19 protein-coding genes and 4 pseudogenes are annotated in these 25,762 nt (G+C 69.3%); 6 read left to right on the forward strand and 17 right to left on the reverse strand.

Annotated features, from left to right (window positions below; genetic code table 11):
- Positions 1–19 precede the first annotated feature (19 nt).
- The 6 genes from I6A60_RS26710 to I6A60_RS26735 form a co-directional block, all read right to left on the reverse strand.
- The gene (locus tag I6A60_RS26710) at positions 20–2,323 is read right to left on the reverse strand and encodes a hypothetical protein (RefSeq protein WP_203015963.1); all 2,304 of its coding nucleotides are present in this window, start codon (positions 2,321–2,323) and stop codon (positions 20–22) included.
- 281 nt (positions 2,324–2,604) lie between these two features.
- Positions 2,605–2,880 carry a hypothetical protein gene (locus tag I6A60_RS26715; RefSeq protein WP_203055723.1) on the reverse strand — a complete coding sequence of 92 codons (276 nt, stop codon included), beginning with the start codon at positions 2,878–2,880 and terminating at the stop codon, positions 2,605–2,607.
- Positions 2,881–3,051: 171 nt separating this feature from the next.
- The gene (locus tag I6A60_RS26720) at positions 3,052–3,528 is read right to left on the reverse strand and encodes a hypothetical protein (protein WP_203015960.1); all 477 of its coding nucleotides are present in this window, start codon (positions 3,526–3,528) and stop codon (positions 3,052–3,054) included.
- 30 nt (positions 3,529–3,558) lie between these two features.
- On the reverse strand, positions 3,559–4,509 hold the full coding sequence (locus I6A60_RS26725) for a caspase family protein (RefSeq protein WP_203015959.1): 951 nt from the start codon (positions 4,507–4,509) through the stop codon (positions 3,559–3,561).
- Positions 4,510–4,633: 124 nt separating this feature from the next.
- Positions 4,634–6,196: a CATRA conflict system CASPASE/TPR repeat-associated protein gene (locus tag I6A60_RS26730; protein WP_203015958.1), complete on the reverse strand. Its 1,563-nt coding sequence runs from the start codon at positions 6,194–6,196 to the stop codon at positions 4,634–4,636.
- A gap of 160 nt (positions 6,197–6,356) precedes the next feature.
- Positions 6,357–8,237 carry a hypothetical protein gene (locus tag I6A60_RS26735; protein WP_203042532.1) on the reverse strand — a complete coding sequence of 627 codons (1,881 nt, stop codon included), beginning with the start codon at positions 8,235–8,237 and terminating at the stop codon, positions 6,357–6,359.
- A gap of 777 nt (positions 8,238–9,014) precedes the next feature.
- Between I6A60_RS26735 and I6A60_RS26740 the strand changes: the two are divergent.
- A pseudogene (locus tag I6A60_RS26740) lies at positions 9,015–9,587 on the forward strand (transposase); the annotation flags it as partial.
- Between the two features lie 197 nt (positions 9,588–9,784).
- Entirely contained in the window at positions 9,785–10,981 is a 1,197-nt protein-coding gene (locus I6A60_RS26745) for a pentapeptide repeat-containing protein (RefSeq protein ID WP_203015956.1), read from the forward strand.
- Between the two features lie 453 nt (positions 10,982–11,434).
- On the opposite strand, the gene I6A60_RS26750 is transcribed toward I6A60_RS26745, so the two are convergent.
- From I6A60_RS26750 to I6A60_RS26765, 4 genes and pseudogenes are all read right to left on the reverse strand, one after another.
- On the reverse strand, positions 11,435–11,602 hold the full coding sequence (locus tag I6A60_RS26750) for a hypothetical protein (RefSeq protein WP_203015955.1): 168 nt from the start codon (positions 11,600–11,602) through the stop codon (positions 11,435–11,437).
- A gap of 138 nt (positions 11,603–11,740) precedes the next feature.
- Positions 11,741–12,121, reverse strand: a complete 381-nt coding sequence (locus tag I6A60_RS26755; RefSeq protein ID WP_203015954.1) for a hypothetical protein — start codon at positions 12,119–12,121, stop codon at positions 11,741–11,743.
- Positions 12,118–14,979 carry a hypothetical protein gene (locus I6A60_RS26760; protein ID WP_203015952.1) on the reverse strand — a complete coding sequence of 954 codons (2,862 nt, stop codon included), beginning with the start codon at positions 14,977–14,979 and terminating at the stop codon, positions 12,118–12,120. The genes I6A60_RS26755 and I6A60_RS26760 overlap by 4 nt, the downstream gene beginning before the upstream one ends.
- 247 nt (positions 14,980–15,226) lie before the next feature.
- Positions 15,227–15,451, reverse strand: a pseudogene (locus tag I6A60_RS26765) (DDE-type integrase/transposase/recombinase); the annotation flags it as partial.
- Positions 15,452–16,506: 1,055 nt separating this feature from the next.
- Between I6A60_RS26765 and I6A60_RS26770 the strand changes: the two are divergent.
- The gene (locus I6A60_RS26770; protein ID WP_203015950.1) at positions 16,507–16,869 is read left to right on the forward strand and encodes a hypothetical protein; all 363 of its coding nucleotides are present in this window, start codon (positions 16,507–16,509) and stop codon (positions 16,867–16,869) included.
- Positions 16,862–18,103, forward strand: a complete 1,242-nt coding sequence (locus I6A60_RS26775; protein WP_203015948.1) for a hypothetical protein — start codon at positions 16,862–16,864, stop codon at positions 18,101–18,103. Before I6A60_RS26770 ends, I6A60_RS26775 begins: the two co-directional genes overlap by 8 nt.
- Here the strand turns inward: I6A60_RS26775 and I6A60_RS43700 are convergent.
- Entirely contained in the window at positions 18,046–18,519 is a 474-nt protein-coding gene (locus I6A60_RS43700) for a replication initiator (RefSeq protein ID WP_307873887.1), read from the reverse strand. The genes I6A60_RS26775 and I6A60_RS43700 overlap by 58 nt on opposite strands.
- On the opposite strand from I6A60_RS43700, the pseudogene I6A60_RS42045 reads away from it, so the two are divergent.
- Positions 18,423–18,684 (forward strand): annotated as a pseudogene (locus tag I6A60_RS42045) (5-methyltetrahydropteroyltriglutamate--homocysteine S-methyltransferase); the annotation flags it as partial. The gene I6A60_RS43700 and the pseudogene I6A60_RS42045 overlap by 97 nt on opposite strands.
- A 43-nt stretch (positions 18,685–18,727) precedes the next feature.
- Entirely contained in the window at positions 18,728–18,913 is a 186-nt protein-coding gene (locus I6A60_RS43705; protein ID WP_203015945.1) for a hypothetical protein, read from the forward strand.
- A 413-nt stretch (positions 18,914–19,326) separates the two neighbouring features.
- Here the strand turns inward: I6A60_RS43705 and I6A60_RS26790 are convergent, their stop codons facing one another.
- From I6A60_RS26790 to I6A60_RS43710, 6 genes and pseudogenes are all read right to left on the reverse strand, one after another.
- The gene (locus tag I6A60_RS26790) at positions 19,327–20,481 is read right to left on the reverse strand and encodes a hypothetical protein (RefSeq protein WP_203015944.1); all 1,155 of its coding nucleotides are present in this window, start codon (positions 20,479–20,481) and stop codon (positions 19,327–19,329) included.
- Positions 20,478–21,145 (reverse strand): annotated as a pseudogene (locus I6A60_RS26795) (SigE family RNA polymerase sigma factor). The gene I6A60_RS26790 and the pseudogene I6A60_RS26795 overlap by 4 nt, the downstream one beginning before the upstream one ends.
- A gap of 266 nt (positions 21,146–21,411) precedes the next feature.
- Positions 21,412–21,612, reverse strand: coding sequence for a hypothetical protein (locus I6A60_RS26800; RefSeq protein WP_013426296.1), 201 nt, complete (start codon positions 21,610–21,612; stop codon positions 21,412–21,414).
- A 3-nt stretch (positions 21,613–21,615) separates the two neighbouring features.
- Positions 21,616–22,386, reverse strand: coding sequence for a COG4280 domain-containing protein (locus I6A60_RS26805; protein ID WP_203015943.1), 771 nt, complete (start codon positions 22,384–22,386; stop codon positions 21,616–21,618).
- Positions 22,387–22,621: 235 nt separating this feature from the next.
- Entirely contained in the window at positions 22,622–23,827 is a 1,206-nt protein-coding gene (locus tag I6A60_RS26810) for an ABC transporter ATP-binding protein (RefSeq protein ID WP_203015942.1), read from the reverse strand.
- 61 nt (positions 23,828–23,888) lie between these two features.
- Positions 23,889–25,637, reverse strand: a complete 1,749-nt coding sequence (locus I6A60_RS43710; protein ID WP_203055724.1) for an iron ABC transporter permease — start codon at positions 25,635–25,637, stop codon at positions 23,889–23,891.
- Positions 25,638–25,762 lie beyond the last annotated feature (125 nt).

The following is a 25,762-nucleotide window of genomic DNA, read 5'->3' on the forward strand; positions in this document are numbered from 1 at the left end:
GAGTCTCGCCCGCGGAGCCCTACGGCGTGTGCCTCAACCCGATGCCGGCCGCCCGCGCCAGCTCCGGTAGGCGGTCGTCGAGGTTGTCGAGGTCGATGCCGAGCACGGTGTCCCGCACCAGGTCGACGACCTCGCGTTCGCTTAGGCCGGTGGCGGCCAACGCCCGCGCGGCCGCGCCATCCGGGTCGACCACGACCGCGAGGGCCAGGACCGCTGGCGGCACCGGCCCCAGGTCGTAGTGAGCCGCCAGCAGGCTGGCGAGCCGCAGCGCGCGCACGCAGGTCCCCGTGAGCGAGGTGCCGGCATAAGGGGCGGCGGCGGCCGGATCCCCGTCGGCGACATGGAGACCCGCCAGGTAGTCCGGATCGGCGGTGTGGGTCCACAGGCGTTGCCACCGTGCCAGGTGATCGACGGCTGGCAGCGCGAGAAGGACGTCGCGGGTGTTCACCGGGCGCCCATGGATCCTGCTGGCGAGGTCGCCGAACACGTCGGTCACGCTCGAGGTCATCTCCGTGGCGCGCGGCACGCCGTGGTTCCACGCCGCGGCCGTAGCCGTGGCCGTCACCTCGACGGCCGACTGGGCGGCGGGGGAGTGCCGCGTCTGCCTCTCCGCCGGCGCCGGCGCCGTCGCCGTCGCCCCATTGACCCCGGCCGGCCCGGCCGCAACCGTCGGGGCCTGGGCCACCGCCAGGTTCGCGATCACTGAACGGTTGTGGGTGCGGTCGGCAATGATGAAGTCGGTGGCAAGGCTCAGCGCCACAGCATAGGTCCACTCGGTGCGACGGCGGGCTCCCCACACCCGCCAGGAGCCGTCAGTGGCCTGCACCGCGACCAGTGTCCCCGAGTAGATGACCTGCACCTCTCCTTCCTCCCGCTGTTCAAAGTGGAGCAGGCCAGCCAGGCGGGGCTGTCCCGCGGCCGCGGTCAGGAACAGCCGCCAACGCGGGGTCAGAACGCGCTCGGGTAGCGGCGGCAGGATGACGCAGAGGGGCGCGCTCGCCGCCGCGACGGCGAGCTGTGGTGCGAGTTGGTCCACCCGGGCGAGGTGCTCGGACTCGCCCACCAGGGCGACCACCGCCGCCGCCGGGTCCGTCGGCCGCTCGAAGGGCGCGAACGGTCCCAGCCGTCCCAGCCACCGCGCCGCCACCGGGCGGAACGGCCGGCGCCGCGGCCAGGCGACACGATCGATCAGCGGGACGCCCACCAGCCGCGCCGCGAGCCGGACGTCCTCTCGCGGCCAGAGGGCGCGGACCGGCAGTCTGAGTGACCCGCCTGACGCCTGCTCGGCCGCCGTGGCCGGTGCCGAGTGGGCCGTTCTGGCCGCCAGCCGGCGAATCACGACCGCCGCAACGATGCACAGAGTCGCGGCCCACGGCCCCGCGCTCGCCGCCCGCCCTATCGGTGCTAGCCAGAGCACCACCGCGTACAGCCGGCTGTTCCCCGAGGTGGTGTCCAGGTAGGCCGGGTCGAACCAGCCGCCCCGCAGCATCGGTGCGTCGTTGAATCCAGCGGAGGACAGCAGGCTCCTGGCCAACAGGATGATCAGCCCGGCGCCGAGAAGCGCGGTGGCCACGCCGGTCAGCGCCCGGTAGCGGGCATCCGGGCTGGCCGCCGCGCGGGATGCGCCGCGCGTCGCCGCGGTAGCCCGCGCCGTCGCGGGCATCCACCGAGCCGGCAGCGGCGCCCACGCGACGATCGCGAGTGCCACCGCGATGCCCACCGACAGGACCTGCACCCGCAGGGCAAGCGCCGCGCCCGAGACCATCACCACGGTGAGCGCGCCGGCGGCTGTTCGCGCGCGGTGCGTCCACCTCACCCGGCGGGCGAGGGACGTGATATCGACCCAGCGTGGGTCACCCTGACGGCGCGAGTAGCGACCGCGCCAGACCTTGTTGAGGATCGCGTGCGGGCGCAGGAGCAGCCCGAACATCGCCAGCGTCAGGAAGCTGTCGAGGGTTCCGGGTGGCGAGTGTGGGTCCGGTGGGCCGGCCCGGTCGGGTGGGCTGGACAGGAGTGCGGCCTGCTGCCCGGTCACCGCGTCCAGGACATCGGTCCCGTCGAGGTCCGAGGTGTCCACCAGCTCGACGGAACTCAGCACCAGGGTCCGGCCCGATTCGAGAACCTCGCCGTCGACCGTGGGCTGACCATCGTCGAGCGTTGGGGACAGAACGAGCACCCGGTCACCGTGCCGTTTGATTTTCAGGGGGGCCCGGTCGAGCAGATGCAGATAGCCCCAGGCATAGACCCTGGCGGCCACGACCGTCGGGCAGGTGACCACGCTCAGCCTTACCGTCGCGTCCTGCGCCCGCCAGACCCGCGCCACGGACCGACATCCAGCATCAACGCCCGGAATCCAGAGCTGCCCTGGCACCCGCCCCGTCAGCGTCCAACTCGTCACACCGTCCACCCGCGGCTGGTCGATGATGGACGGCGCCGGCGTGGCTGGCGCCGGCGCCGCGAATGCGGCCGTCGCCGACGCTGTGCCCAGCAACAAGGTCAGGCCGAGCGTTGCGCCAGCGACCACATATCCGAGAGCCCACCCGTTTCGCCATCGCATGCGCAGTAACAAAGGTCCCCCCACCCTGTATCGCGCCAGGATACTCGTTACTGTTTTTCCGGGCGACCACCAGACGTTCCAGGCGCCCTGGCTTCGCCGATCGAGATGTTCAGCTCTGTGACCAGAGCGTCGATCCGCAGCCGGATTTCTGCAGGTGGCCCGGAGCGGCCGGCATCAGCGGTCGGCGTCGCAATGCTTCCGACAAGAACCCCGCGCGGGATGACCTGTTCGCCTTCACCGGCGTAGTACCGCAGGCTCTCCGCCGCGGCGATCAACGCGCGGCCGTCCTGGTCGGCCAGTGACTGGGTCAGCCTGTCCAGCACCTTGGCTACCGACGGCCGAGCCGGGTCGGCCTGTACCCACACGCTGCCGGGCAGTGACCATCCGGCCGCCGAGTGAAGAAGTCGGGCGACGGTCGCGCGGGCGGCCAGAAACGTTCGGTCAGCTGTCGGGTCGTCGTCCGTCATCACTGGTCCTTGTCGCTGAGGGCCCAGTCAGCGCCGTAGGCCCGCCGGCCAGACGACGGTGACCGGTCTCCCTTGTTTCTCGGCGTACCTGACGACGTCGGCGGTGCCACCGAACCCGCGAGCCGGCAGACCGTCCCAGACGGCGAGCAATTCATCGGATTCCTCGACGACCGCGCGGCCGGCGGCGAAGAACGCTTCCTCGGAAGGTGTGTCGAAGGCCAGCACCCGGGAGTCCGGGGTGCTGCGCAGCAGCGTGTGGAAGCCGGCCATGTCGGCGTCGGTCTGGAAGGTCGTCACGTACTCCGCGCTCGGAATGACGACGCGCAGCGAACCGCCCAGGTCGAGTACGAGCCGGGCGAAGAGCTGGTCGGCGCCAGCCGCCAGCGAGGTCAGCCCGACCAGCGGGGTCGGCACGGAACGAAGATGCTCGGTCAGCCGGCTGGAGATGTAGTCGACCCCTGCCGGTGGCAGATTCTGGTGCCCCGTGAACCCGACAGTGCTCATGGCCGGTCCCTGCTCATAGCCAGTGCCACCTCATAGCCGGTCCTTGTCGATCAGCTTCCAATAGTGCTGGCCAAGCTTGGTGAGCCTACAGGACTTCGAGTTGATCGCGGCGTAGTACATGTGTAGCTCGCCGACCGGTTCGACCAGCTTCACGGCGCGGGCCGCCTGCAGAAGCCCGAAATCCTGTTCGTGCAGGAGGCTGCGCGGCTCGGCGTCGGGCTCGTAAGACGGGTCGAGCGGCAGCGCATGGTCTGCGGTCGGGAACAGCGCGATGAGGGCGCGCAGCTGTTTCACCGTCAAGTCGGGCCTAGTCTGCCGGAGTTCGTGCAGCCGGTCGATGTTCGCTTTGAAGGTGGGGCGTTGGTCCCAGGGCCCGAACATGTCGGAGAGATAGGCGTAGACGCTCGCGACGGTGACCTTCCCGAGCAGGTCGGCCGCGCCGCCCCTCAACGCGTCCTCCAGGTACGTCGCGAACAGGCCGCGGCCACGCACCTCTGCCGCGGGCTGGTCCCCCCGGGCGGCCGTGATGATGGAAACCCCTGAACGGATGGTCGCGGCCGAGGATCCGAGCTGCGGGACGCCGCCGGCCGCTCCTGAGAAACAGCAATCCAAAAGTAGGATGACCTCGGGCACCGCCGAACTCATGACCATACCGAGGATCGTGGACAACGACACACCCGGGGACGTGGGCGTCCCGTCAGCGGTGCACAGCACGACATCGTTCGGCATTGGCTGGCCGTGGCCGGCGAAATACAGCAATGCGACGTCCGCGGCCGGAGCAAGCAGACGTTCGAGGTCGCTGACCAACGCGTCCCGCGTGATGCGGGTGAGGTCGCTCGTCCTGGTGGCGCAGTAGAAGTTGCGGTTCTCGTCCTCGTTACTCCGCAGCAGCGGCGCAAGCGCTTTCACATCATTGCAGCAGCCGGCCAGCGGGCGGAAGTTGTCATAGTGGTCGACGCCGACCAGCAGCGCGCGCTTCACCGGCGCCGGCCCGGATGATGTGTGAGCAAGGCATTACCCCCGTGGTTACCTGTGCCGACCTACCCGCCCGTTGGCCGCGCGGTAGCCTGAACGTCCGACGGCCGGCGTGTTCGGAGCATAGTCCTCAAGGAGCGTAGTCCTCGAAGCGTCCGCCGGGTGACGAGGTGACCTCTGCCGACACAGACCCTTCGACCCGGGAAACCGGCACGCCATAGCGTTCCGCGAGGTCCAGGAACTGGCGGTTGTGGCGGTAGTCCACCAATGCGGCGCCGAGCAGGCCGCGAAACGGCGCAGCCACGAGGCCGCTCTCAAGCTCTCTGAAGACCTCGCCCCACCAGTTCCGCGGGTTCAGCCCGCCGGCGACGGGCAGGCGCCGGCGGGGGACCCCCAGCTTTTCGAGAAGACGGTAGGCGTCGAGCGTGTCGGCGTAGGCCTCGGAAAGCTCGTCGAGAAACGTCAACCTGTCGTCGCCCGCGAGCGCCTGATCGTCCGCGGGCGCCCCGCCGGACGTGGTCAGGCCGGCCTGCTCGGCCACACGCACCGCCGCTCGGGCCCGTACACCGGCTGACTTCAGGAGCGCGCCGCCGTCGCCGAGCAGGTCCAGCAGGTGCTGTGCACATTGCTGGTCCTGCTCGAACGGGTCGGCGAGCCCGGTCGGGATCACCGTGGCGGCGGTCAACGCCCGCATGTTCGCCGCGGCGATCCGGACGTTGCGTTCGAGGTCGAGGACGGACGTGCGCGCGGAGGCCTCGTGGAACACGTCTGCGCGCAGCTGGGCCAGGCGCTGCGCTACCGTAGAGTCGGTAGGCGCTGTCGATGCTGTCGGCCCGGCGCCGAGCAGCCCCGCCTCGGCGAGGCCGCTGCCGAGCTGCCGGGCACCCGTGTCGAGGCGACGGCGCAACTGGTCGGCGGCGGTGGCGCCCGCCGACCAGATCCGGCCCTGCAGCCGCAGCTTCGCCGCCTGCGCCAGGTAGAGCTGCACGGGCGGTGCCGCGGTGCCGCCGACCGACCAGACCCACCCACCGAGCGCGGCCTCCCGCGCCGCCGACGCGATGATCATTAGCCTGCGCAGCGGCCGATAGTCGTCGCCCGCGGCGGGCTCCCAGACGGCGAATCCGGAGATGGTGCTGGCCCCACGCGACTCCCACCCGGCGGCCCGGTCAAAGGTCGGTAGCTCGGCGGCGCACCGTAGGGCCAGCCCGGCGGTGGCCGAGTGCGGATAGTGCGCGAAGACGTCGAAACTGGGGACGAGTCCCTGGTAGATCCGGGCCTCGTCGACGAGCTCGGAGCGCGGCGCCCCCCTGGCTTCGTCCCACCGAGCGTCGAGGTCCGGCCAGTCCACCTCGGCTCCGGGGAACGGAGCGAGTATCGCGGACAAGCACAGCAGACCGTGCTGACGGCGCAACACAGTCTGGAAGACACCCACGTCGGCGGGCCCCTGCTGGCTCGCGACGATCTCATGATCGGTCAGCGGGCCAGGCCCCATCAGGTCCGCCGCTGAGTCGGGCAGGTCAGCCGGGACGCGAAGGCCGAGCGCCGCCGCGTGTACGCCCAGAGCCTTCCGGCTGGCGTACCAGACCCGGCGCAGCTGGTCGTAGCCGCGCTCGGCCGCGCGGCTGTCACCGGCGGGGGCGAACAGGTGGACCACGAGCTCGGGTGCCAGCACGAGACCTCCTGTCGCTGACATGCGTCTCAGCGTAGCCGGGCGATGCGACCGGCTCGGCCCACGGTCCAACGTTTCATAACACCACGCTGACTTTCCCTGTTGCCCAGCTCGCCCCGACCGGATGTACACGCCACCCGTGATGTGGCGGGGCGAGGAACCCTACTCGTGATGATTCCGCGGTTCAGCGGGACCAACCTGAAGGAGCCGGATAACTGAACCCCGGGCCGAGCTCAGGCCGAAAGTAGCGGCCCGATTCTTTGTGCCACAGCAGACCGAGAGCGACCGCGGCGATGAGGAGAACGGTTAGATCCAACAGGCGGCCACCTATGGTTGTTTCGACGAACAACCGAATGACGATACCGAGGGCCGCCAGGCCGAAATAGACGGTGGCGAGAACTCGCGCCCAGCCGCCGCCCCGGCGGCAACCCAGCACTGACGAGAGCCAGAGCCCTTCGCAGACCAGACCGCCGATGGCCACCAGCATGAGCTTGAAGGTGAGCCGTGCGAGCTCCTCATGGGCGACAATTGCGCTGCCATGCTCCGTGACATCCCGATATCCGAGGTAGCGGGTGTAACCGATGTAGACGACGTCCGCCAGGGTCAGCGCCATGCCGAGATACATGATCCGCAGTGCGGCCCACACGGACTGTGGCATCGGGACCGCGCGTGAGGGTGAGCCGAAATGTGCCTCGGACGGCGTGACCCACATCAGCACGATGCCTGCGACTCCGGCGAGTGCCGTCGTCAGATCTATCACGCCGGCCCAGGAATGCGCGCGAATGTCGAGGTCCAGCTTGGCCAGCACGAAGAGCGTGCCGAGAATGCAGCCGCCGAGGGCCAGGACTCTGCCCCAGTTGTTTCCCCGCTGGCACCGCAACGCGATCCACGCCCACGCGGCCGTCGTCACGAGTCCACCCACGATGAACCAGCTGGTCTCCATCATGCCGACGCTGCCGTCGAGGTCACCGTAGGCTGGGTTCTGGATCGCGTCTCGCGCAGCGGCGGCGTCGTAGTACCGGGCCAGCATGGGCACGGTCACCAGGGTATTCAGAAGGGTCAGGACGACCCCGGCGTACATGCATCGCAACCCAGCGCGGACGGTCGCCGGCACCAATCCAGCATGCGCGGCGATGGACACCTGCAGGGCGTGGGCGAGCCATGGGGCTGTCCGCTGCCAGGCTTTCGTCGCGTGGTCCAGGGCGCCGGCGATGGCAAGGGCATAGGTCCATTCAGTGCGGGTCGCCGCGCCCCAGGCCTGCCAGCCCTCGCCAGGAACGTGCACCAGGAGATGCGCGGCGCCGGTTGGATTCAAGGCGCGTGCTCCGTCAAAGAAGGACCAGCCGGAGACGACGGCGCAGAACGCGGCCCAGTTCGCTCCGGCTTCGTCTTTCCGCCGCGGTGGCAGCACCAGAATGACGCGCTGATGCGCCAGCCTCTCCGCGATCATCTGGAGTTCCCACAGCAGGCCCTGGTTCGTCGTGGCCGGTGCGGCGGAGACCATGACCGCGAGGCTTTTCGCGGCGATCGCCTCGACCCTGGGCTCCCAGCCGTCCATGGCGAGATGCATCTTGGCCGCGCCGAGAGTACGAAGCCTGATGCGCGGGTCGTTGACCGCGATCAGCGGGCCATACCGGGCGACACGCCAGGCGAAGATCTCCTCGAAGGGTCGTTTCCTGCGAAGAGTCAGCTTGCCCGAAAGGCCGCGCCTGCTGGGACCGGCCGCCTCGACCGAGACGGCGTCGTCGCCGAAACTGCGCAGGTACAGAATCGGCGGGCGCGGATCCTGCACGATCAGCGTGTGTGCCTCCGCGGTCAGGATGCGCAGTCCCAGCCGGTCGAGCGCCACCGCGGCCGTCCCGAGCACGGCGAGGAGCGCGACGACGAGGCCGTAGCGGGGAACCAGGCCCAGGACCGCGTCCTGACCCCGTGTTCCGACGGTGACCACATCGCCTATCCAGTACGCCACGGCGGTGATGATCACCGGTACGAGCAGCAGGTTCGCGGCGAAGCGGAGGCCGAGGCCGATGACGCTGGTCGGGCGACGCTCGTCCGTGCCGTACACCTCGCCGGCATAAAGCGGGTCCCGGAAGGCACGGCAGAGCGGAGTAAGCGCCAGTCCGCTGGCCACGATCCCCCCGACCGCGGTGAAGTAGAGGACGCCACCGACGTGCCGGTCGCCGGTCGGACTCTCGGCCGCGAAGTAGTCGGCCAGGAAGATGAGAACGCCCGCACCGACCAGGATCCGGCGGGTGACCACCGCCGCTCGCCAGACCGCCGAACGGCGCCGGACACGGCCGACCTTGGGACCGACGTCGGTCCAGGCCGGCGCGGCCGGCGGCAGGTCGTACCGCTCTTCACGCCGATGCCGGCGGACGGCCCGGATCACCCCAGCCAAAGCTATGGCGATGAGCGGGAAAAACACAACCCCGCTGGAGATGACGCCTTTCACTCTCTGCCCCCGTGATCAGTCGACCCTGCTGGGCCACATCCGCCATGAAAGCAGCAACCTGCCGACCGGTGGGGGGATTGTCTCCACGAGATAGGCCTTCGGGGCCTGCGCGCCGGAATCCGTCCGTCAGCCACGGGGCAGGTCCGTGACCCAGGCGTGCCGATCCATGCCCCGCGACGATGAGAGCCGTATAGCCCCCGGGGTTGTCTGGCCAGGTCAGAACGGGCGCACCGCCAGGGACTCGACCCCGACCACGCAGACTGCCGGCGTGGGCGTTCGTCGGCGCAGGTTACGTGCCGCGCGGATTCCTTAGCTTGCCGTTTAACCTTCGATCCGCGTTGGCTTGCCCTTGTCCGTGCCGGGTCGGTGGGGTGCGCGTGTCAGGCTGACATGGCACGACCTTCGATTGATCATGTTTCTCGCCAAAGTCACAAGATCAAACGGAGGTCGTTGGGGGACAGCTTGCCGCGGGATCTGCCGGGCGTCGAGGACATCGGGGTGCTGTGTCGCTTTCGTCGGGACTTCCATGGCTGCCTGTCCCGGCGGGCGGACACGCTGTTCGAGTTGACCGACGCGGTGCTGTGCGCTGACGGTCCGGTCCGGACACTGGTGGGGCTGTCGCTGGCGCCGGAGCACCGTCGGGGACACGGGGCCTTATACGACGCGGGGAACCATGGCCTGCTTGATACCGGCCGGCTGCGACGCGACCTGGCGGGGCTGCCGTTACCCTGGTCCGACGACGGCCGGATCATGCTGGCGGTTGACGTCAGCCCGTGGCTACGCCCCGAGGCGGCGACCAGTCCGGGTCGGATGTTCTGCCACACCTATGGCCGGGGCAAAGGGCAGGCCCAGGTGATCCCGGGCTGGCCGTACTCGTTCGTGGCCGCGCTCGAACCGGGCCGCACGTCGTGGACGGCGATGCTGGACGCGGTCCGCCTCGGCCCGGACGACGACCTGAGCGCACCGCCACCCGCCGCCATCGCCGCCCACCACTAACCGTCAGCACCTCTGCAGCTGGGTCCTCACCGACTGCTTGCTGCCGACAACGGCGGCGGCCGGGCAGCCGCGTGATCGTCGGTCACGACGTCAGGACTCCGGCCCGGATAGATCCTCCACTCGGGACTGTTGGAGATCGGTGGCGTGGAGTACAACCCAGCCCTATGAGCGATCGCGGGGCGGCTCGGCGTTCCGGGCGGCGGTGGCTGTTGACAGTGGCCGGTGTCGCTGGCCTGGGGGCGGTCGCGGCGGTGGTCGCGATCTGGCATCTGCCGCCCCAGATGTATCCGGGCTCGAGTGACGGGGCGGTCCAAGCCCGCGCGGCGTTGCAAGGCGCGCTCTTGACGGCGGCGGCGGCGCTCACGGCGGTCGCGGGTGCGTTGATCGCTTTGGATGAGACGCGCCAGGCCAACGCGGAGGTGAAGGCGGCGAATGCGGAGGTGAAGGCGGCGAACGAGGAGACGAAGCGGGCGAACGAGGCTGCCGACGTCCGTGAGCGGGCCGCGGACCTGAACACCCACGTGCGTGAGTTGTATGCGACGGCGATCGGGTTGCTGGGCGCGGGCACGGTCGACGGGAGGCTTGGGGGGCTGTATGCGTTGGAGCGGATCGCGGTCGATTCGCCGGCCGACCAGCGCACGGTTGTGGAGGTGCTGTCCGCGTTCGTCCGCGAGCACACCCGCCTGCCCCCGCCCGGTCCGACCGGCGCACCGCGTGCCGCTGGGCCGGACACGCCGGATACCGATGTGCAGGCCGCCCTGACGGTCCTCGGGCGTCTCCCTGGCCGGCTGGATGTCCCGCGCGCTGATCTCACGGGCGCATGGCTGCGCGGCGCGATGCTGGCCAAGGTGAATCTGGCCGGCGCCCAGTTGGATGACGCGAACCTCACGGGGGCCGTGTTGATCGGCGCGGACCTGACCAGCGCAGGGCTGACCGACACAGATCTTTCCGGTGCCACGTTAGAAGGGGCGGACCTGACGGGCGCCGACCTGATCCATGCGAACCTCACTGGCGCCAACTTGCAGGAGGCGAACCTTATGGATGCCGGTGTCATGTTGGCGGATCTCAGCCGTGCCCGCCTCGTCGGGACGAACCTGACCAATGCCCACCTGGAAGAGGCGAATCTGATGGGCGCCCTGCTGAACGGGGCGAACCTGACCGGCGCCGCACTGGATGCGGCGACCCTCGTCGGCACCGATCTGATCGGCGCGGACCTGGCCCAGGCCATGCTGGGCGGACTGGACCTGACCGGCGTCCTCGGGCTGACGCAGGATCAGCTGGACGTGGCGCGGGGGAACGAGAACACACGGTTGCCTGAGGGGTTGTTGGCGCCGTTGTCGTGGTTGCCCTCCGCGCCCTGAACACTCGCCGGCACCAACTCACACGCAGCGAAGCGTCGTCTGCCCGCCCTGCTGAGGGAGGCCTCGGGGCGCGCTCCGTTCGGCCACTCCCGCCGAAAACGAGCGATAGCGCCGACCAGGCCAGCCATGGAACTGCGGAGGTGATCGGCCGGGGCAGGGTCGTGTCTAGTCTGGCTGTTCACAGGTGGTTTGACGGGCGCCGCGCGTGCGATGGGCCAGGTTCCTGCCTGGCCTTGTTTGGCTGGCCGCGAGTACCCGGTCCACGTCGCCGGCGACCGCGCACCGGCGGTTCCAGCAGTGGTCGCGGGTGGGGGTGTGGCCGAGGCTGCACCGGGTGGTGTTTCGACCGTCACGGCGAGGTGGGGAACGTGGACTGGTCGTCCGGGATCGTCGGCGCGGCGAGCCTGCGGCGAAAGTAGGGGCTCGCTGACCGGGCCGAACCTGGCTCGGCGGCTACCGCCCGGGCGACCCGAGCATGGGATGCTGGCCGCCCAGTGCGCCGCCCGGCGGCCCCGGGAACCCGAAACTCGTGCCACCTACCTCTTCGCCACGGATCGCGAACTTCGCCTCGGTCACGGCGGTGCCGATCAATGCCGGGTTGTCGACGACTGCCGAGACCACGCCGCTGGCAGGCCTCTGGCACCCGGACAGGCCGTCTGGGTCTCGCTGCGGACGGGCCGTCTGTCGGGGCGTGCGTGGCGGACGGTGGCGTCGCCGCGTGGTGGCGGGCCATGGGGCGCTGCCGCTGGTTGCGGTGGGTTACACATCGCGGTGGTCGGATTCGGCGGATCGTTCGTTGTCGTGCTGGATCGGGTGGTTCGTTTCTGCAGGTCGCGCGCGCCAGTGGGTGTTGCCGAGATATCCGCCGCGGCGGATCTTGCTGTGGCTGGCGGGGATGGTGATGGTTGGGCCGGTCACGCTGGGGAGGTTCGCATTCGTGGCGGTCGGGTGCACCAATCCAGGCAAGGTGCGAACCTGCATACCGTCACTACGCCTGTGTGTATGGTTGCGAAGATCGTCCTGATCTGTATGGGTCGCGGTCGGCGGTTCGGCCTCTGGGCTGTATGTCGGGATGCGGAAGATCGGTTCGATCTTGTGGCGGCCGGTCACGCGGATTTCGGAGACGAGGGAGCCGGTCAACCTGGAATACGGATCTTCCCGATGTCGATCTTCCAGTCCTTGGCCGGACCTGGTGGTCCGGGAGGCCCAGTCGGCCCCGTAGGTCCAACGGGTCCGGCAGGTCCGGCAGGTCCGGCGGGCCCACTGGGTCCTGCGGGTCCTGCGGGTCCATCGGGTCCATCGGGTCCATCGGGTCCATCGGGTCCTGCCGGCCCAGCAGGCCCTTCCGGTCCTGCGGGTCCAGCAGGTCCTACCGGTCCTGCGGGTCCTACGGGCCCAGCCGGTCCAGCGGGTCCGGCAGGACCAGCCGGACCGGGCGGCCCAGTGGGCCCGGTGCCGGAGTGCAGGGGGATCGAGGTGATCGAGGGCTTCGAGGTCACCGTGGAGCCGGAATTTGGCGTCGCGCTCGCGGTTGCCACGTTCTCGACCTTCCCCGCGTCGACGTCCGCCTGTGTGGTCACGTAGTTCGCCGTGCAGATCGTCGTCACGGCGACGGCGAGAGTCGTCACCGGGCAGTCGACGGCCGACAGGCCGGGCATCGGGTCGTTGACCACGAGCTTGCTGAGTGTGACCGGGCCGCCGTTGGTGATGATGTAGAGGTAGGTCAGCCGCTCACCCGCCGCAGTGAAGGACGTCGCGTTGACGGTCTTCACCAGCGACAGGACCGACACCGACAACGTCGTGATCGCCGGCTCGGAGACGACCGACAGACCGGACGGTGGCGTGCCCGCCGCCCACGCGCTGTTGCTGAGGGTGCCCTTGTCGACGTCGGCCTGTGTCGTCACGTAGCTGGCGGTGCAGCTCATCGACTGGTTCGCGGCGAGGGCCGTCGCGTCGCAGCGCAGCGGCGACACACCCGCCAGCGCGTCGTACACGAACACGTTGGTCAGCGGCTGGCTGCTGGTGTTCGTCGCGCGGTAGGTGTAGTCGATCTGCTCGCCCGGCCCGGTGAAGGACCTCTGGGCCGTGGACTTCGTCAGCGAGATCGTCGCTGGCACCAGCGTCGCGGTCGTCCGGAAGGGCGTCGAGGTCACCGGTGGCCCGGAGGCGCCCTGGCCGGTCGCCACCGCGAGGCTGTACACCGAGCCCCGGGCGAGGTCCTGAACGTCCGTGTTGTGCTGGGCGGTGCAGATCATCGACACACCAGGCGGCAGAGGTGGACCGCTCGGGCACGACACCGGAGTCGTGTGCAGCGCCTCGGTGAGCCTCACATCCAGCGGGACATCGCCGGTGTTCGTCACCAGGTACGAGTAGCTCAGCGACTGGTTCACGGCGGAGAAGGTGGTCGGCTGCACCTGCGCCACCAGCGCGATGCCTGGACTGGGCTGTCGCGGGGGTGGGCCCGGCGTCGTCGTGGCCGCCGCGGGGGAGACCACCGGCGGAGCGCCCGGCACCGATCCGTAGGCGATCGCGACGTTGTTGACCTGGCCGGCGTTCGCGGCGGCGTCGCCGGTGACGTAGGAGGCGGTGCAGGTCATCGCCGCGCCGGCGGCCAGCGTCGTCGCCGGGCAGGTGACCGGGCTCAGCCCGGGCAGGCCGTCCAGGACGTCGACGTCGGACAGCCCGACCACGCCGGTGTTCGTCACCAGGTAGGAGTAGTCCAGCGTCTGGCCCGTGCCGGTGAACGTGGCTGGCGCGACGGACTTGGCCAGGGAGAGCGCGCCAGTGGCGGGCGGGACGGGCGGGCCACCGGTGCTCGGCGTGTAGGCGGCCGACGGCGGCGACGCGACCAGCACGCCCGCGGGGTCGAACCCGACGAGGTAGGCCACGTTCGCGAGGAAACCGGCGGCGACGTCGGCCTGGGTCGATACGGCCGAGACACTGCAGGAGGGGCGTTGGCCCGCCGGCAGCGTCTGCGCGCAGCTCACCGGTCCAGAAGTTGATCGGGACGACACGAGTCGCACCCCGGTCAGGGTGACGTTTCCGGTGTTGAACGTGCTGTAGGTGAAATTGACCCGCTGGCCGGCCGCGCTGAAGCTACTGGCAAACACCGGGGTCAACTGAAGGCTCGGCTTCTGAACGGCGGGCACGGAGGCCGTCGTCGGTGCCGAGGTCACCCACTGGCCGGCCGGGAGCCGGCCGCTGGCGACGGCGCTGATGTAGATCGCTCCTCGGTCGAGGTCCGCGGGAGTCGAGGTTGTCTGCAGGGCGCAGGTCATCGACTGACCGGGCGCGAGTACCTGCGCCGGGCAGGTGGCCGCGGGGCCGGGCCGGCTCGTCTCCAGGATGGAGACCTCGCTCAGCGGCGCGGCGCCGGTGTTGGTCACGACGAAGGTGAAGCTCAGTGGAGTGCCGCTGGCGCTGAAAGAGGGCTGGTCCGCCGAGCCAGTGATGCTGAGCGAGCCGGGCAGCGCGGTGGACGTGAGGCTGTGCGCCGGGGCGGAGGTCACCGGAGGGCCGGACGGCGGCGTGCCGTTCGCGACCGCGGTGTTCACGACCCGTCCGCGGTCGACGTCCGCCTGGGTCGTCACGTAGGTGGCGCCGCAGTTGGTGGTTGCCCCCGGGACCAGTTCCGCGGCCGTGCAGGTCACCGGAGACACGCCCGCGAGCGCGTCGTGGACGACGACGTTCGTGAGCGGGGTGTCGCCGCTGTTCGTCACCAGGTAGGAGAAGTCGAGCGTCTGCCCGGCGCCGGAGAACGAGCCCGGGGCCGCGGACGTGGCGACCGTGATCGCGGGAGTCAGTGTCGCTGCGGCGAGTGGGAGTCTGCCGGAAGCGGACGGATCGCCGGCAGCGGGCCTCGCGACGGCCATCGCCGGCGCCGCCGTCGCAGTCAACACGGTCAGCGCGACCACGGCCGCGACGGGCCAGGCCATTGGGCCCGCGGATCCGGCTGATGCGAGCAGCCGCTCGCGGCGCCGCGCTGGACGTCTCGACATGCTCGCTCCTCGGCGTGGTCACCCGCCGAGACCCGAGACTCTGGCGGGCCGGCGGCAGACCTTGATGGACCGGCACAGCGCGGTCCCACGTCCCAGCCAGGTCCGGGACGCCCGGCGAGGATTACACAGAGTGATCGAAGATTGGCGGAACTCGTACGCGGCGAGTCGGGTCTCGGGCCGAGCCCTCGGAAGGGCGCTGTTGCATTGAGCTGGCCCGGGGCAGGGCTCGGACGGGCCGGTTGCCTGCTCAGAGAGTCAGGGCGAGTTCGGTGAACGCGGCTGCGAGTCGGTGACGGGGTTCGGCATCGGTGCCGAGTTCGTAGTGGCCGCGGCGGAGATTCTGGACGAAGGCGTGCCCGGCTCCGATGACCTGAGCGGAGCGGAGACGTTTCAGTCCTCGCATCGGCCGCAGCCGTGCCTTCAGCCGGCCGTGATCGGCTTCGATCTTGTTGTTCGCGTATCGGGCGTCCAGCAATGCTCACCATCATCGTGGCTGAACGGCTTGATCCCGGGGACATCGAAGCCTTGCACCACCCAACGCACGCGGGCAGCTCAACGGCTACACGGCGGTGATGACCGCGATCACCGGCTGATTGCCGCGCTACCGCCGCTCGCGGGCCCGCAGCGCCGGCTCCGCCAAGGCAGCGGCGCCGCGGATCCCCCCCGCCTTCTGAGCCGTCCGACCCGAAAGGTCGCCGTCGCGCCGAGAGTCGGCGCCTCGAGCCCCGGACCGGTCCACAACGTCCACCTCGCCTCCCACAAGACAGCCAGAGGCAGTTCGAGCTCCCGACGGCCCGAAGGTCCGTTTATGCAGCTCAGTGGGGTCGATGTGGATCAGCCCCGCCGGCCTTTCATCTTCGCTGGCAGCGGAGTATGGCTGCCATACTCCCTCGCCAGGCTGCCGCGGTAGAGCCGTCCGAGTCCTCGTTGTCGACGGGACTAGCCGATCCCTCCCGGTATCGCAGGTGTCGCAACCAATCGGCCGCGTCGTTCCACAGTCCTGGCCCACGAGTGATCGAGGAGCGCAGAGGCGACGCCGGTCCGCATCCCCCCGTGGGACAGCGTCGGGTCGCGGTGTTTGGCGACCTGGAGCCGCGCCTGCGTAGGCCGGTCTGGCATCTGGATTGTTACGCCAGACCCGCCGGTCACCAAGGCCTCCACCTGGTGGTGAAGCGAGTTTGGACACTCCAAGTGACTCGGCTGACGGCCTGCATGACCTCTGGTGTTCCGATCATCGACAAATGATCTTACCGATCCTGGTAGCGACTTCATTGACCAGGGCGGATGGGGTCAATGCTTGCTACCAAGCACAGCCGTTCTACCGGGTCAGGGGGCCTGGGCGTGATCCCGGAGGGACCTACCGACCTTCGTAACCTCGCATGTTCTACTGCGAGCGAAGTCGAGACTGTCGGCACCTTGAGCACCTCCGCAAGATCCGGTCGCTAAGATAGCCGATTAGCCAGAGGCGAGGCCAACTGGCGCAAGGCTAAAAAGGTAATAGAGGCCGGAGGAACAGGGGGACGTCTCGTGACCGAGCATCGGTTGCTGCTACAAATCGAGAGAGCACCGAACGGCGAGAAGAGCAGGATGGCGCGAGAGCTGCGCGACTTTATTCTTGACGAGGAACCCGAGGCTGATATCGAGTTCATGCGGTCTGACCCTGAAGCACAGGATATCGGAGCCACCTTGATTCTAATCCTCCAAACGCCGTCTATAGGCGCCGTTGCTCTGGGAGTCAGGTCGTGGCTCGCGCGGCGATCAACATCGGAAGTAGTATTTAAGAGCGGCGAATCATCTCTGTCGGTCGACAAAATAAGTAGCCGCTCAGCCAGTGAGCTCGGAAAACAGCTAGCTGAATTCATCGACCAGCACCACTCCGAAGATGAGTGATGGCACGAATCCCGATCTGTCAAACGTCAGAACGGCAGCGATTCTGATTGGCGCCAGCGAGTGGCCCGGCTGGCAAGACCTCGACTCAGCCACTCTGCGCGGGTCCCATTCGACCCTAGAGAGAATTCTTCCGAAACTTGGGATTACAACAGAATATACTCTGGATCTTTTCGATGAACCCCTAAACGCGAACGTTCAACTGATGGAGATTCATAATTTTCTCACCAGAACCGACTTTTCCCGGGGGCGCCCGAGTGACGTGGTCATTTACTACATCGGTCACGGGGACTCACCTGGGATCGATAATCAATATTACCTCTACGTCGCTAAAAGCTCCAAGGAACTGCCTAGGGGATCGGCAATTTCGGCCGCGGCTCTCGCAGAAGCAGTCAGTATGGCTGCAAGGTTCATGCGCATCTATCTTATAATCGACGCATGCTACGCCGGAGCCGCAGTGCCGGCTTTTGCTCACATCGGGGGAAGTCAAGGAGTTGCACTCCTGCTGGCCTCGAGCAGAGAGGACGCCGCAAGAGCGCCTCAGGGAGCGCTGGCGACTGCATTTACGAAGCGATTCGTTCAGGCTGTTCGGAGCATTCCACCGTCTGAGCCAAGATCCCTCAGTGATCTTAACCGGCAAATGATTAGCGCGCGGGCGTCCGATCAGGCCGAAGACAACGAGCCCCACCCTCAGATTCACAACCCTACTCAACGCCGCGGTCCGGTCTCCGAGCTGCGCATCTTTGGGCGCCCCGGTGGCAATTATCAGGGTGGAGATGATGAATTCTCCTCCCCAATTGTAGTCTTCATGGGGTTCGCCGCCATTGTCGTCGCAATTATTCTGCTCCTAAAATATCATGGCTCAATACTCACTTCAGGTGTCTCGCTCAATGTCCCAGCAAGTACTGGAGACTCGAAGGGAATCGAAAAGACCCTGGACGCATACTTTAATTTTGTGAACGACCATCAACTAGGCAGAGCCTATGATGAACTCGGCCCTGGATTTGCATCGCAAACTACGCGGCAGCAGTTCGAGGCAGGCTACGAAAATGTCCAAATAAAGAACATTTCAGTAGAAGGTTCAGGTGTTCGTAATGGGTCTCCTGTGATAGAAGTGAAATATTCGGAGTGCTATACCAGCGACGGAGAGGCTGGTGAGCGGTGTGACAGCGGTAGTCATCAGTTCCTCATGGTTCGCCACGATAACGTCTGGATCATAAACATGATCCTTCCATAAGCCCCGTCGAGCGCGGCGCGAGCCGGCGTTGTGCTTCGAAGGCGACGAAGTATCGGAAATTGGACATCCCAGCCGATCGCGCGGCGCGGGTTCTGCCAGAACCGGTCGATCAGCTTCGGGAAGTGGATCGCGTGCCGCGCCGCCCGCGGGTGGCCATACCTGCTCGGGTCGATCGGGGCCGTCGCCATGAACCCGGCCGTAGGTGAGTGTGAGGCAAATTGACAGCCGCCACGCCATCCTGTCTGCGCGGTGTAGGTCCGCCCGACAGTGCGCTTCTCGACCGGCTGCCGCGGGGCTCGACGCCATCCCGTCGAACACGTTGTCCTCCTACGACCAGGTCCTCGACACGGCCGTGCTCTTCGACGCCGTTCCGGACCGCTTCCGCGGCTTGTCCGGCGCGGACGGCTCCCCAGCAACAGCGCTGGAGCGGTATTTCGCAATGGCTCGTGGCGCCGACGCGGTCGCGCTGCTGGAGATGACCCGAGCTCGACCCGTCGACGAGATTCCGGCTCGCTGACGACAAGCCGCTGCGTGAGTACCGGGAGGCTCGGGAGGTCGGGGTCGAGACCCGGCCGGTAGTCGTCGGCCCGGTCACCTTCCTGCTGTTGGCCAAGCCGGCCGCGGGTGCGCCGGGCGGCCTTCGGCCACTGGACCTGCTCGACGACCTTGGTCGAGCAGTACGCCCAGCTGCTCGCCGACTTGGCCGCAACCGGTTTCAGCTGGGTGCAGCTCGACGAGCCGGCGTTGACCCGGGAACCGTCCGGCGCCGAGTTGGCCGCGACCGCCCGCGCCTATGCACGCCTCGGCTAGCAGGTCGCGCGGCCGAAGCTGCTGGTCTCGACCTTCTTTGGTGACGCCTGCCGTTGCTGGTGGCGGTGGGTTACCTATCGCGGTGGTCGGATTCGGTGGTTCGTTCGTTGTCGTGCTGGATCGGGTGGTTCGTTTGTGCAGGTCGCGCGCGCCAGTGGGTGTTGCCGAGGTAGCCGTCGCGGCGGATCTTGCTGTGGCTGGCGGGGATGGTGATGGTTGGGCCGGTCACACTGGGGAGGTTCGCATTCGTGCCGGTCGGGTGCGCAAACCCCTGTCCTGCAGGGCTTTTGGTCCTCAGGTGATCAGAGGCGACCATTGCCCACATGCCCATTGACGGCACAGGCGCGTCGGCGCCCTCCCGATTCCTGGCGATGACGATCGTTTCTTCAGTCGGTCGCAGGGCGGAAGGTGCGCTACCCGCACCCCGGAGCGTCGGTTACCAGTGAGACGAGGATGGTGCAGTAGGACCGAGCAGTGACCAACCAATGGCCGTCGACCCGGACGGCCTCCAGACCGATTTCGCCCTCCTCGACGTGACCGCTGCGGTTCGTCCCCTGGCGGGCGAGGTCCTTCGCGATCGGCGTCGTCGGATCGTTGTACGCGTAGGTGAGGTCTACCCGGATCGTGTCCGGCCCGGTCCATACCGCATGCGTGACCGTGGCGGTCACGTTTGCCGAGAGGTGGGGGAACGATGCGAGCAGTTGCTGGCGGGCCTTCAGTAGCTTCGGACCGTTCTCGACAGCGCGTACCCAGGCGTCGTCCGGTGCCGGGGGGTGCCCGAGCGCCGTAGTGAACGCCGCCTGGATCTGCTCCCTCGTCGTCGATTGCACCGCGCCGGGCTCGCCGACGACCGTGATGTTCTCCGCGACTCGCAGCAGGGCCCCGGTGTCCACCGGTGCGGCGCCCTGCGCGGTGACCGCTACTACCGGCCCGTCCGAGGCCTCCCGCCAGGTCAGGCCCGCGCGGTAGTCCGGCGGCGCGCCCGCTCGCGACGCCAGGCCCCCGTCGTAGAGCCGGCCCGGCTGTCCGTGCACGGTGATCGGCGTTCCCCCTTCCAACAGGGACGACGCCACGAAGTCCTCTTGAGGAGCCCAGCTCACCACGATCCGCAGCAGGGAGTCCTTCTCGCTCGCCTGGGTGAACGAGCTGACGTAGATCGCGTCCTGGTGTCCGGTGTACGCCACGCCTGTGCCGGGCTGGTCGGTCTCGTTGCCAATCCCTTGGCCGTTCGGTCCGCCCGCGTCGCCCAGATGCGTCGTGCCCGCCGGCAACCAGCCGATCCGGATTCCACCCCAGCCCGCGTCGGCCCGCGGTGGGCTCGTCTCGGCGATGGTCGCGGCCGGCCCCACCACTGTTCCGGAATCCTCTACGCGCAGGCCGACGGGCGCGGCGACCGCGACGACGACCACGAGCGCCGACGCTGCCGCCGCGACGCCCCGGCGGCGGCGCCGGCGCGCCCCCGCCCGCACGTCCACCGCGAACCGCTCACCGACCGCCACCGGGGGCAGCGCGTCCCGTGAGGCGCGTAGCCGGGCGGCCACTCCTTCGAGGTCCTCGGTCGCTGTCACCGCCGCCCCTCCTTCGCCGCGCGCTGGCTCGATCTCGTCTCCGCGCTCGGCGGCCGCGGGGGAACCGCCGTCCTGCCCCCGCGGGGATCGTTCGTCAGCACATCCGCGGCCGACGCTGGAAACGCCCTCCCGCGCGGGTCTTGGTCGGCGGGGCGGGCGGCGGCGAGTAGGTGCAGATGCTCGCTGTCGCGTAGCCGCGCCAGGCCCCGCGACGCCTGACTGCGGACCGACCCGACCGAGCAGCCAAGCACCGCCGCGACCTCGCTCTCGGGCAGGTCGTCGAGGTAACGCAGCACGACCACGGCCCGTTGGCGGGGCGGGAGCGTCCGCAACGCCCGGATCAGCCCGTCGGCGACCGCCAGCCGATCGGCGTGATCCGCGGCAGCCATATCCGGCTCCCCGCCCCAGGTCAACGGAACCTCGGGGACCCGCGCTCGCAGCCGCCGCCAACGGCTCGTCGCCGCGTTGACCAGCGCCCTGCGCACGTAGGCCTCGGGGTTGCCGTCGGCGATCTCGCCCAATGCAGGTAGCAGCGCTCGAATGCCCCCTGGAGCAGGTCCTCGCCAGCCGCGCGGTCACCACCGACGAGCAGGATCGCGCTCAACAGCAGCCGGTCCGCCGCCGCGGTCACGAACTCCTCGAACGCCTGCTCCCCGTCCCGCACCCGCCCGCGCCTCCGATCTCGCACACCCCCGCTACACCCGGTATCAACGCGCCCCGCCCCACGAATCGATGAGCGCTGCCGCACGCAAAATCCAGGAGCGGAACACCGTGACAGAGCGGCCCGCTGCCGGGACGTTCGTCCGTAACGGAGGGTTACGTCCCGCGGCGTTCAGATCCGGTGGTTCGGCAAGAGCCGAGCAGACGTTCGCAGGGCGGAACAGCGGTGCTGGTCGGCCGGCGACCGAGTAAGCGAGACCACCCGGCGAGTCAATGCGACCGGCTTGCCCGCCAGAGCGTGAACGGGAGTAGGACGGCCACCGCGAGCGGGAGCAGCCACCAGGCCGGGATGGCGGTGTGGATCGCACCGGTCGCGGCGACCCCGAGCGCGACCCCGAGGGCGACGCGCCAGTCGTCGCCGACGATGAAGTCGTACCAGAAGGCAAAGAACGCGCGGATCTTCGCGGTCATCGGTCAGCTCGCTTTCGGGGCGGGTGCGGCGCCGCTCAGGGCCGGTGAAGCCGGGTGTCGGCGCAGGATGGCGACGAGACCGAGTGCGAAGACGCCGATCGCCGGCACGAGGATCAGAAGGGCCGCGTCGGAGCCGGGCCAGCGGCCGCCGGCGCCCTCGGCCGCCCAGAAGGTGCCGAAGCCGGTCAGCATCACGCCGACGACGAACTTCATGGTGTTCTCGGGCACCCGGGCCAGTGGCGCTCGAACCGCGAGCCCAGCCCCCGCGACGACGACAACGGCGGCGACGGCCGCGATCGCCGCCGTCGGGATGTCGTGCTGGTTGGAGCCGAAGGTGACCACGATGAACGCGACCTCCAGACCCTCCAGCAGGACACCTTTGAACGACAAGGTGAAGGCGTACCAGTCGCGGACCACGCCGCGGCTGGTCGCCGCGGCCAGCCGGGCCTCGGCCAGCTGCTGCTCGTAGAGCGCGTTCTCGTCGTGCAGCGCCTTGTGCCCGCTCGCGCGCAGGATCGCCTTGCGCAGCCACTGCAGGCCGAAGATCAGCAGCAGGGTGCCGACGACGACTCGTAGCGCGGACAGCGGCACGGCGGTGAGAGCAGGTCCGAGCGCGGCGACGACCACGGCGAGAACGATCAGGGCGCAGAACAGGCCTTGGACCGTCGAACGCCGGTCGCGGGCGGTACCGGCGGCGAGCACGATCGTCGTCGCCTCGACGGCCTCGACCGCGCAGGCGAGGAACACAGCAATGAACAGCGATGCGGTGGTCATGCGACCTCCCAGCTGTCCCGGCGGGGACAGGCTCACTCGAACCACGATGCCTGGACTGGGACGCGGTCGCCCTTCGACGCATCGTGCGCGGGCATCCGTCGGTGGACGACCGATCAATTCGTCGTGAGTCTAACGACTGTTAGATCTGATGGCGAACGATCGGGGGCAGGCGGCGTGGGCCGCCGGCCGGAAGATCAGGACGGCCGGGTCGACGTCCGCCGCTCGCACGGACAGATCACGCAGGGACGCGCAGCGGGCTCGAGCTCGGGCCGGGCGGCGGCGACCGCAGATCGGGCACGCTGACCAGGCCGACGGGTTCCGGCTTGGCCGGGAACACGAAGCAACCGTCCGGGTCGAGCGACACCGTCACGGCGGTCCCGCGGGCGTAGGGGTGCTGGTCGAAGACGGACGTGAGCGTGCCGGCGGGAGTGACGATCACATGGTCGTAGCCGCGGCCGCGGTAGGCGAGGTCGAGGACCGTTCCGGGTAGCCCGTCGCCGGCGGTGTCCGCGTCGCCCGGCCTCGCCGGGAGCAGGTGGGTGGCAGCCGGACGGACCAGGAGACTGACGGCTTCTTCGGGCCCGGCGTCGCCGGTCAGGCGGCCCGTGACGGTGCGTCCCGCGACGCGAACGGTCGCGACCTGGTCGCTGGCGGTGGCGAGGCTGCCGGGCAGCTCGCCCGCGAGGCCGGTGAAACGGGCGACGAACGGCGTCGCCGGTCGACGGTAGACCGTCTCGGGGGTGGCCAGCTGCACGAGCCGGCCGCGGTCGAGAACCGCGATCTCGTCGGCCAGCGCGAACGCCTCGGACTGGTCATGGGTGATGTAGACGGCGGTCGCGCCGCACTCGCGGGTCAGCGTGGCGATCTCGACGCGCAGCCGTTCGCGCAGGTCGGCGTCCAGGTTGGAGAGGGGCTCGTCGAACAGGAGCAGGCCCGGCTCGGCGACGACGGCGCGGGCGAGCGCGACGCGCTGCTGCTCACCGCCGGAGAGCTCATGCGGGTAGCGGTCGGCATGCGCGCCGAGGCCCACTCGCTCCAGTGCGGCGTGGGTGCGGCGGCGAGCCTCGGCTGTCGGCAGCCTGCGGCGGCGCAGCGCGTAGGCGACGTTGCCGGCGGCGGTCAGATGCGGCCACAGCGCGTAGTCCTGGAAGACCATCGCCAGGTCGCGCCGCTCGGGCGGAAGGTGGCTGCGGCCGTCGGCGACCAGAGTGTCGCCCAGGCGGATGGTGCCGTCGGTGAGCTTCTCGACACCGGCGAGCAGCCGGGCGAGCGTGGACTTGCCGGAGCCGGACGGGCCGAGCAGGACGAGGAACCGGCCGGCGGCGATGTCCAGCCCGACGTCGTGCAGCGCGGTGACCTGGCCGTAGCGTTTGACCGCTCCAGCGACCCGCAGCCGATGGCCGCGGCTCGAAGGAGCGTCGGATGCGGCGGTAGCCGTCACGAGGTTTCCTTCCGCTCGGATTGGGTGGCGGGCTGGTGGCGGTCGCGGCCGAGGGCCACGCTCACCGGGTGGTTCCGACGCGGCGCCAGCCGGCGGGGGACAGCAGCCGGTACAGACCCCACGCCACGGCGACGACGGCCAGCGCTAGACCGATCGCGATGACCTCCATCGCCGTGCCACCGCCGAAGTCGTAGTTGGCCAGCGCCTTCTCGATACCGACCGCGACCGGGGGATGGTTCGGCGGGTAGAGCAGCTGCGAGACCGGCAGCTCCAGCAGCGTCGCGGCGAACGTCAGCAGCCAGGCGGTGACCAGCGGCCGGGCCAGCAGCGGCAGCACCACCCGCAGCCACGAGCCCAGCGCGCCCGAGCCGTGAACGCGGCTGGCGGCCCGCAGGGAGTCCTGCACCTGGCCCACCGCACCGACCAGCACGCGGGAGACCGGTGGCAGCGCCGTGGCGACATAGGCCAGGACCAGCAGCGTCGTCGTCTGGTACAGGTGGATGCCCGCATGGGCGACCCACGGCAGGTTGTAGGTGAAGATGTAGCCGGCGGCGAACACGATCCCGGGCAGCGCCACCGCGGTGAGCAGCACCATGTCCAGGACGCGTGCACCGACCTGGCTCCCTCGCTGGGTAAGCAGTCGGGCGGTGACCAGGCCGAGCGCGGTCGCCGCGGTCGCCGTGATCGCGGCGAGCCTGGCCGAGAAGGCCAGCGACGCCCGCATGTCGGCGTTCCGCAACACGCGGTCGTAGTTGGCGAGGGTGAGGCCGTGGCCGCCGGCCAGCGAGCCGAGCCCGTTGATCAGTGACGCCGACACGGCGCCGAAGGCGGGTACGCCCAGCCCGACGATGAGGACGGCGGCGAGGAAGACCACGGCGCCAACCTTCGCCGGCGGCGACAGGACGTGCCGGCGCGCCGGTCGGCTGCGGCCGCCGAGAACCTGGTAGCTGCGGCCGCGCAGGGCCAGCGACTGGGCGGCCAGCGCGATTCCCGCGAGGCCCAGCAGCACCCAGCCGACAGCCGCCGCGACGGCGAACCGCACCGGGAACGCGTCGACGGCGTTGTAGAGGGTGTAGGTCGCGACCGGGAAGTGGGCGTCGTTGGCGAGCGTCGCCGCGACACCGAAGTCGCTGACCGACTCGGCGAACACGATCGCCAGCGCGGACCAGACCGCCGGGGCGAGCAGCGCGACGACGACCCGCAGCGCGGCGACCCGACCACCGCCGTGCACCCGGACCGCCGCCTCGAACTCCTCACCCAGCCCGCGCAGCGCCGCCGAGATCGCCAGGTACGCGAACGGCACACCCTTGACGGTCAGCACGACGATGACCCCGACCGGCCCGTACAGCAGCCGGCGGGCCGTCGCGTCGGGAACTCCGAACAGGTCGAGCACGCCCGCCGGCTCCAGCAGCCGTTCCCAGCCGAGCGCGATCAGGTAGCTCGGGGCGAGGAGCAGCACGAACATCGCCCCGGGCCACACCCGACGGCCCGGTACATCGGTACGCCCCGTCAGCCAGGCCACCACGAATCCTGTCCCGGCCGCGACCACCGCGCTGATCACGCCGACGAGCAGCGAGTCGAGCGTTCCGCGCAACAGGACGCCGGTGAACGCGGCGCGGAAACCGGCGAGGGTGAACCACGCCTGCCCCTGGCCGAACAGCCGCGGCAGGAAGGCGTTCAACAGGAACAGGACGATCGGCAGGACGAGGATCGCGACGATCAGCAGCCAGAACGCGACCAGCGGCGTACCGCCCAGCCGGGAGGCCGCGAGCCGCGCCCCGGTCGGGTCGAAGCCCGGAAGGCGCCGCACGCGCGAGAGGCGCGGCCGGGGCCCCCGCGGGGGGCGGTGACGTTGGGGGGCCGGCCCGGTCACCCATCGGATGACCGGGCCGGCGATGCCCCGGTGCCGGTCTCCCGGGCCGGAATCGGTCAGGC

Origin of the sequence: Frankia sp. AgB1.9 (assembly GCF_016786355.1) — a bacterium.
In the GTDB taxonomy this organism is placed as follows: Bacteria; Actinomycetota; Actinomycetes; order Frankiales; family Frankiaceae; genus Pseudofrankia.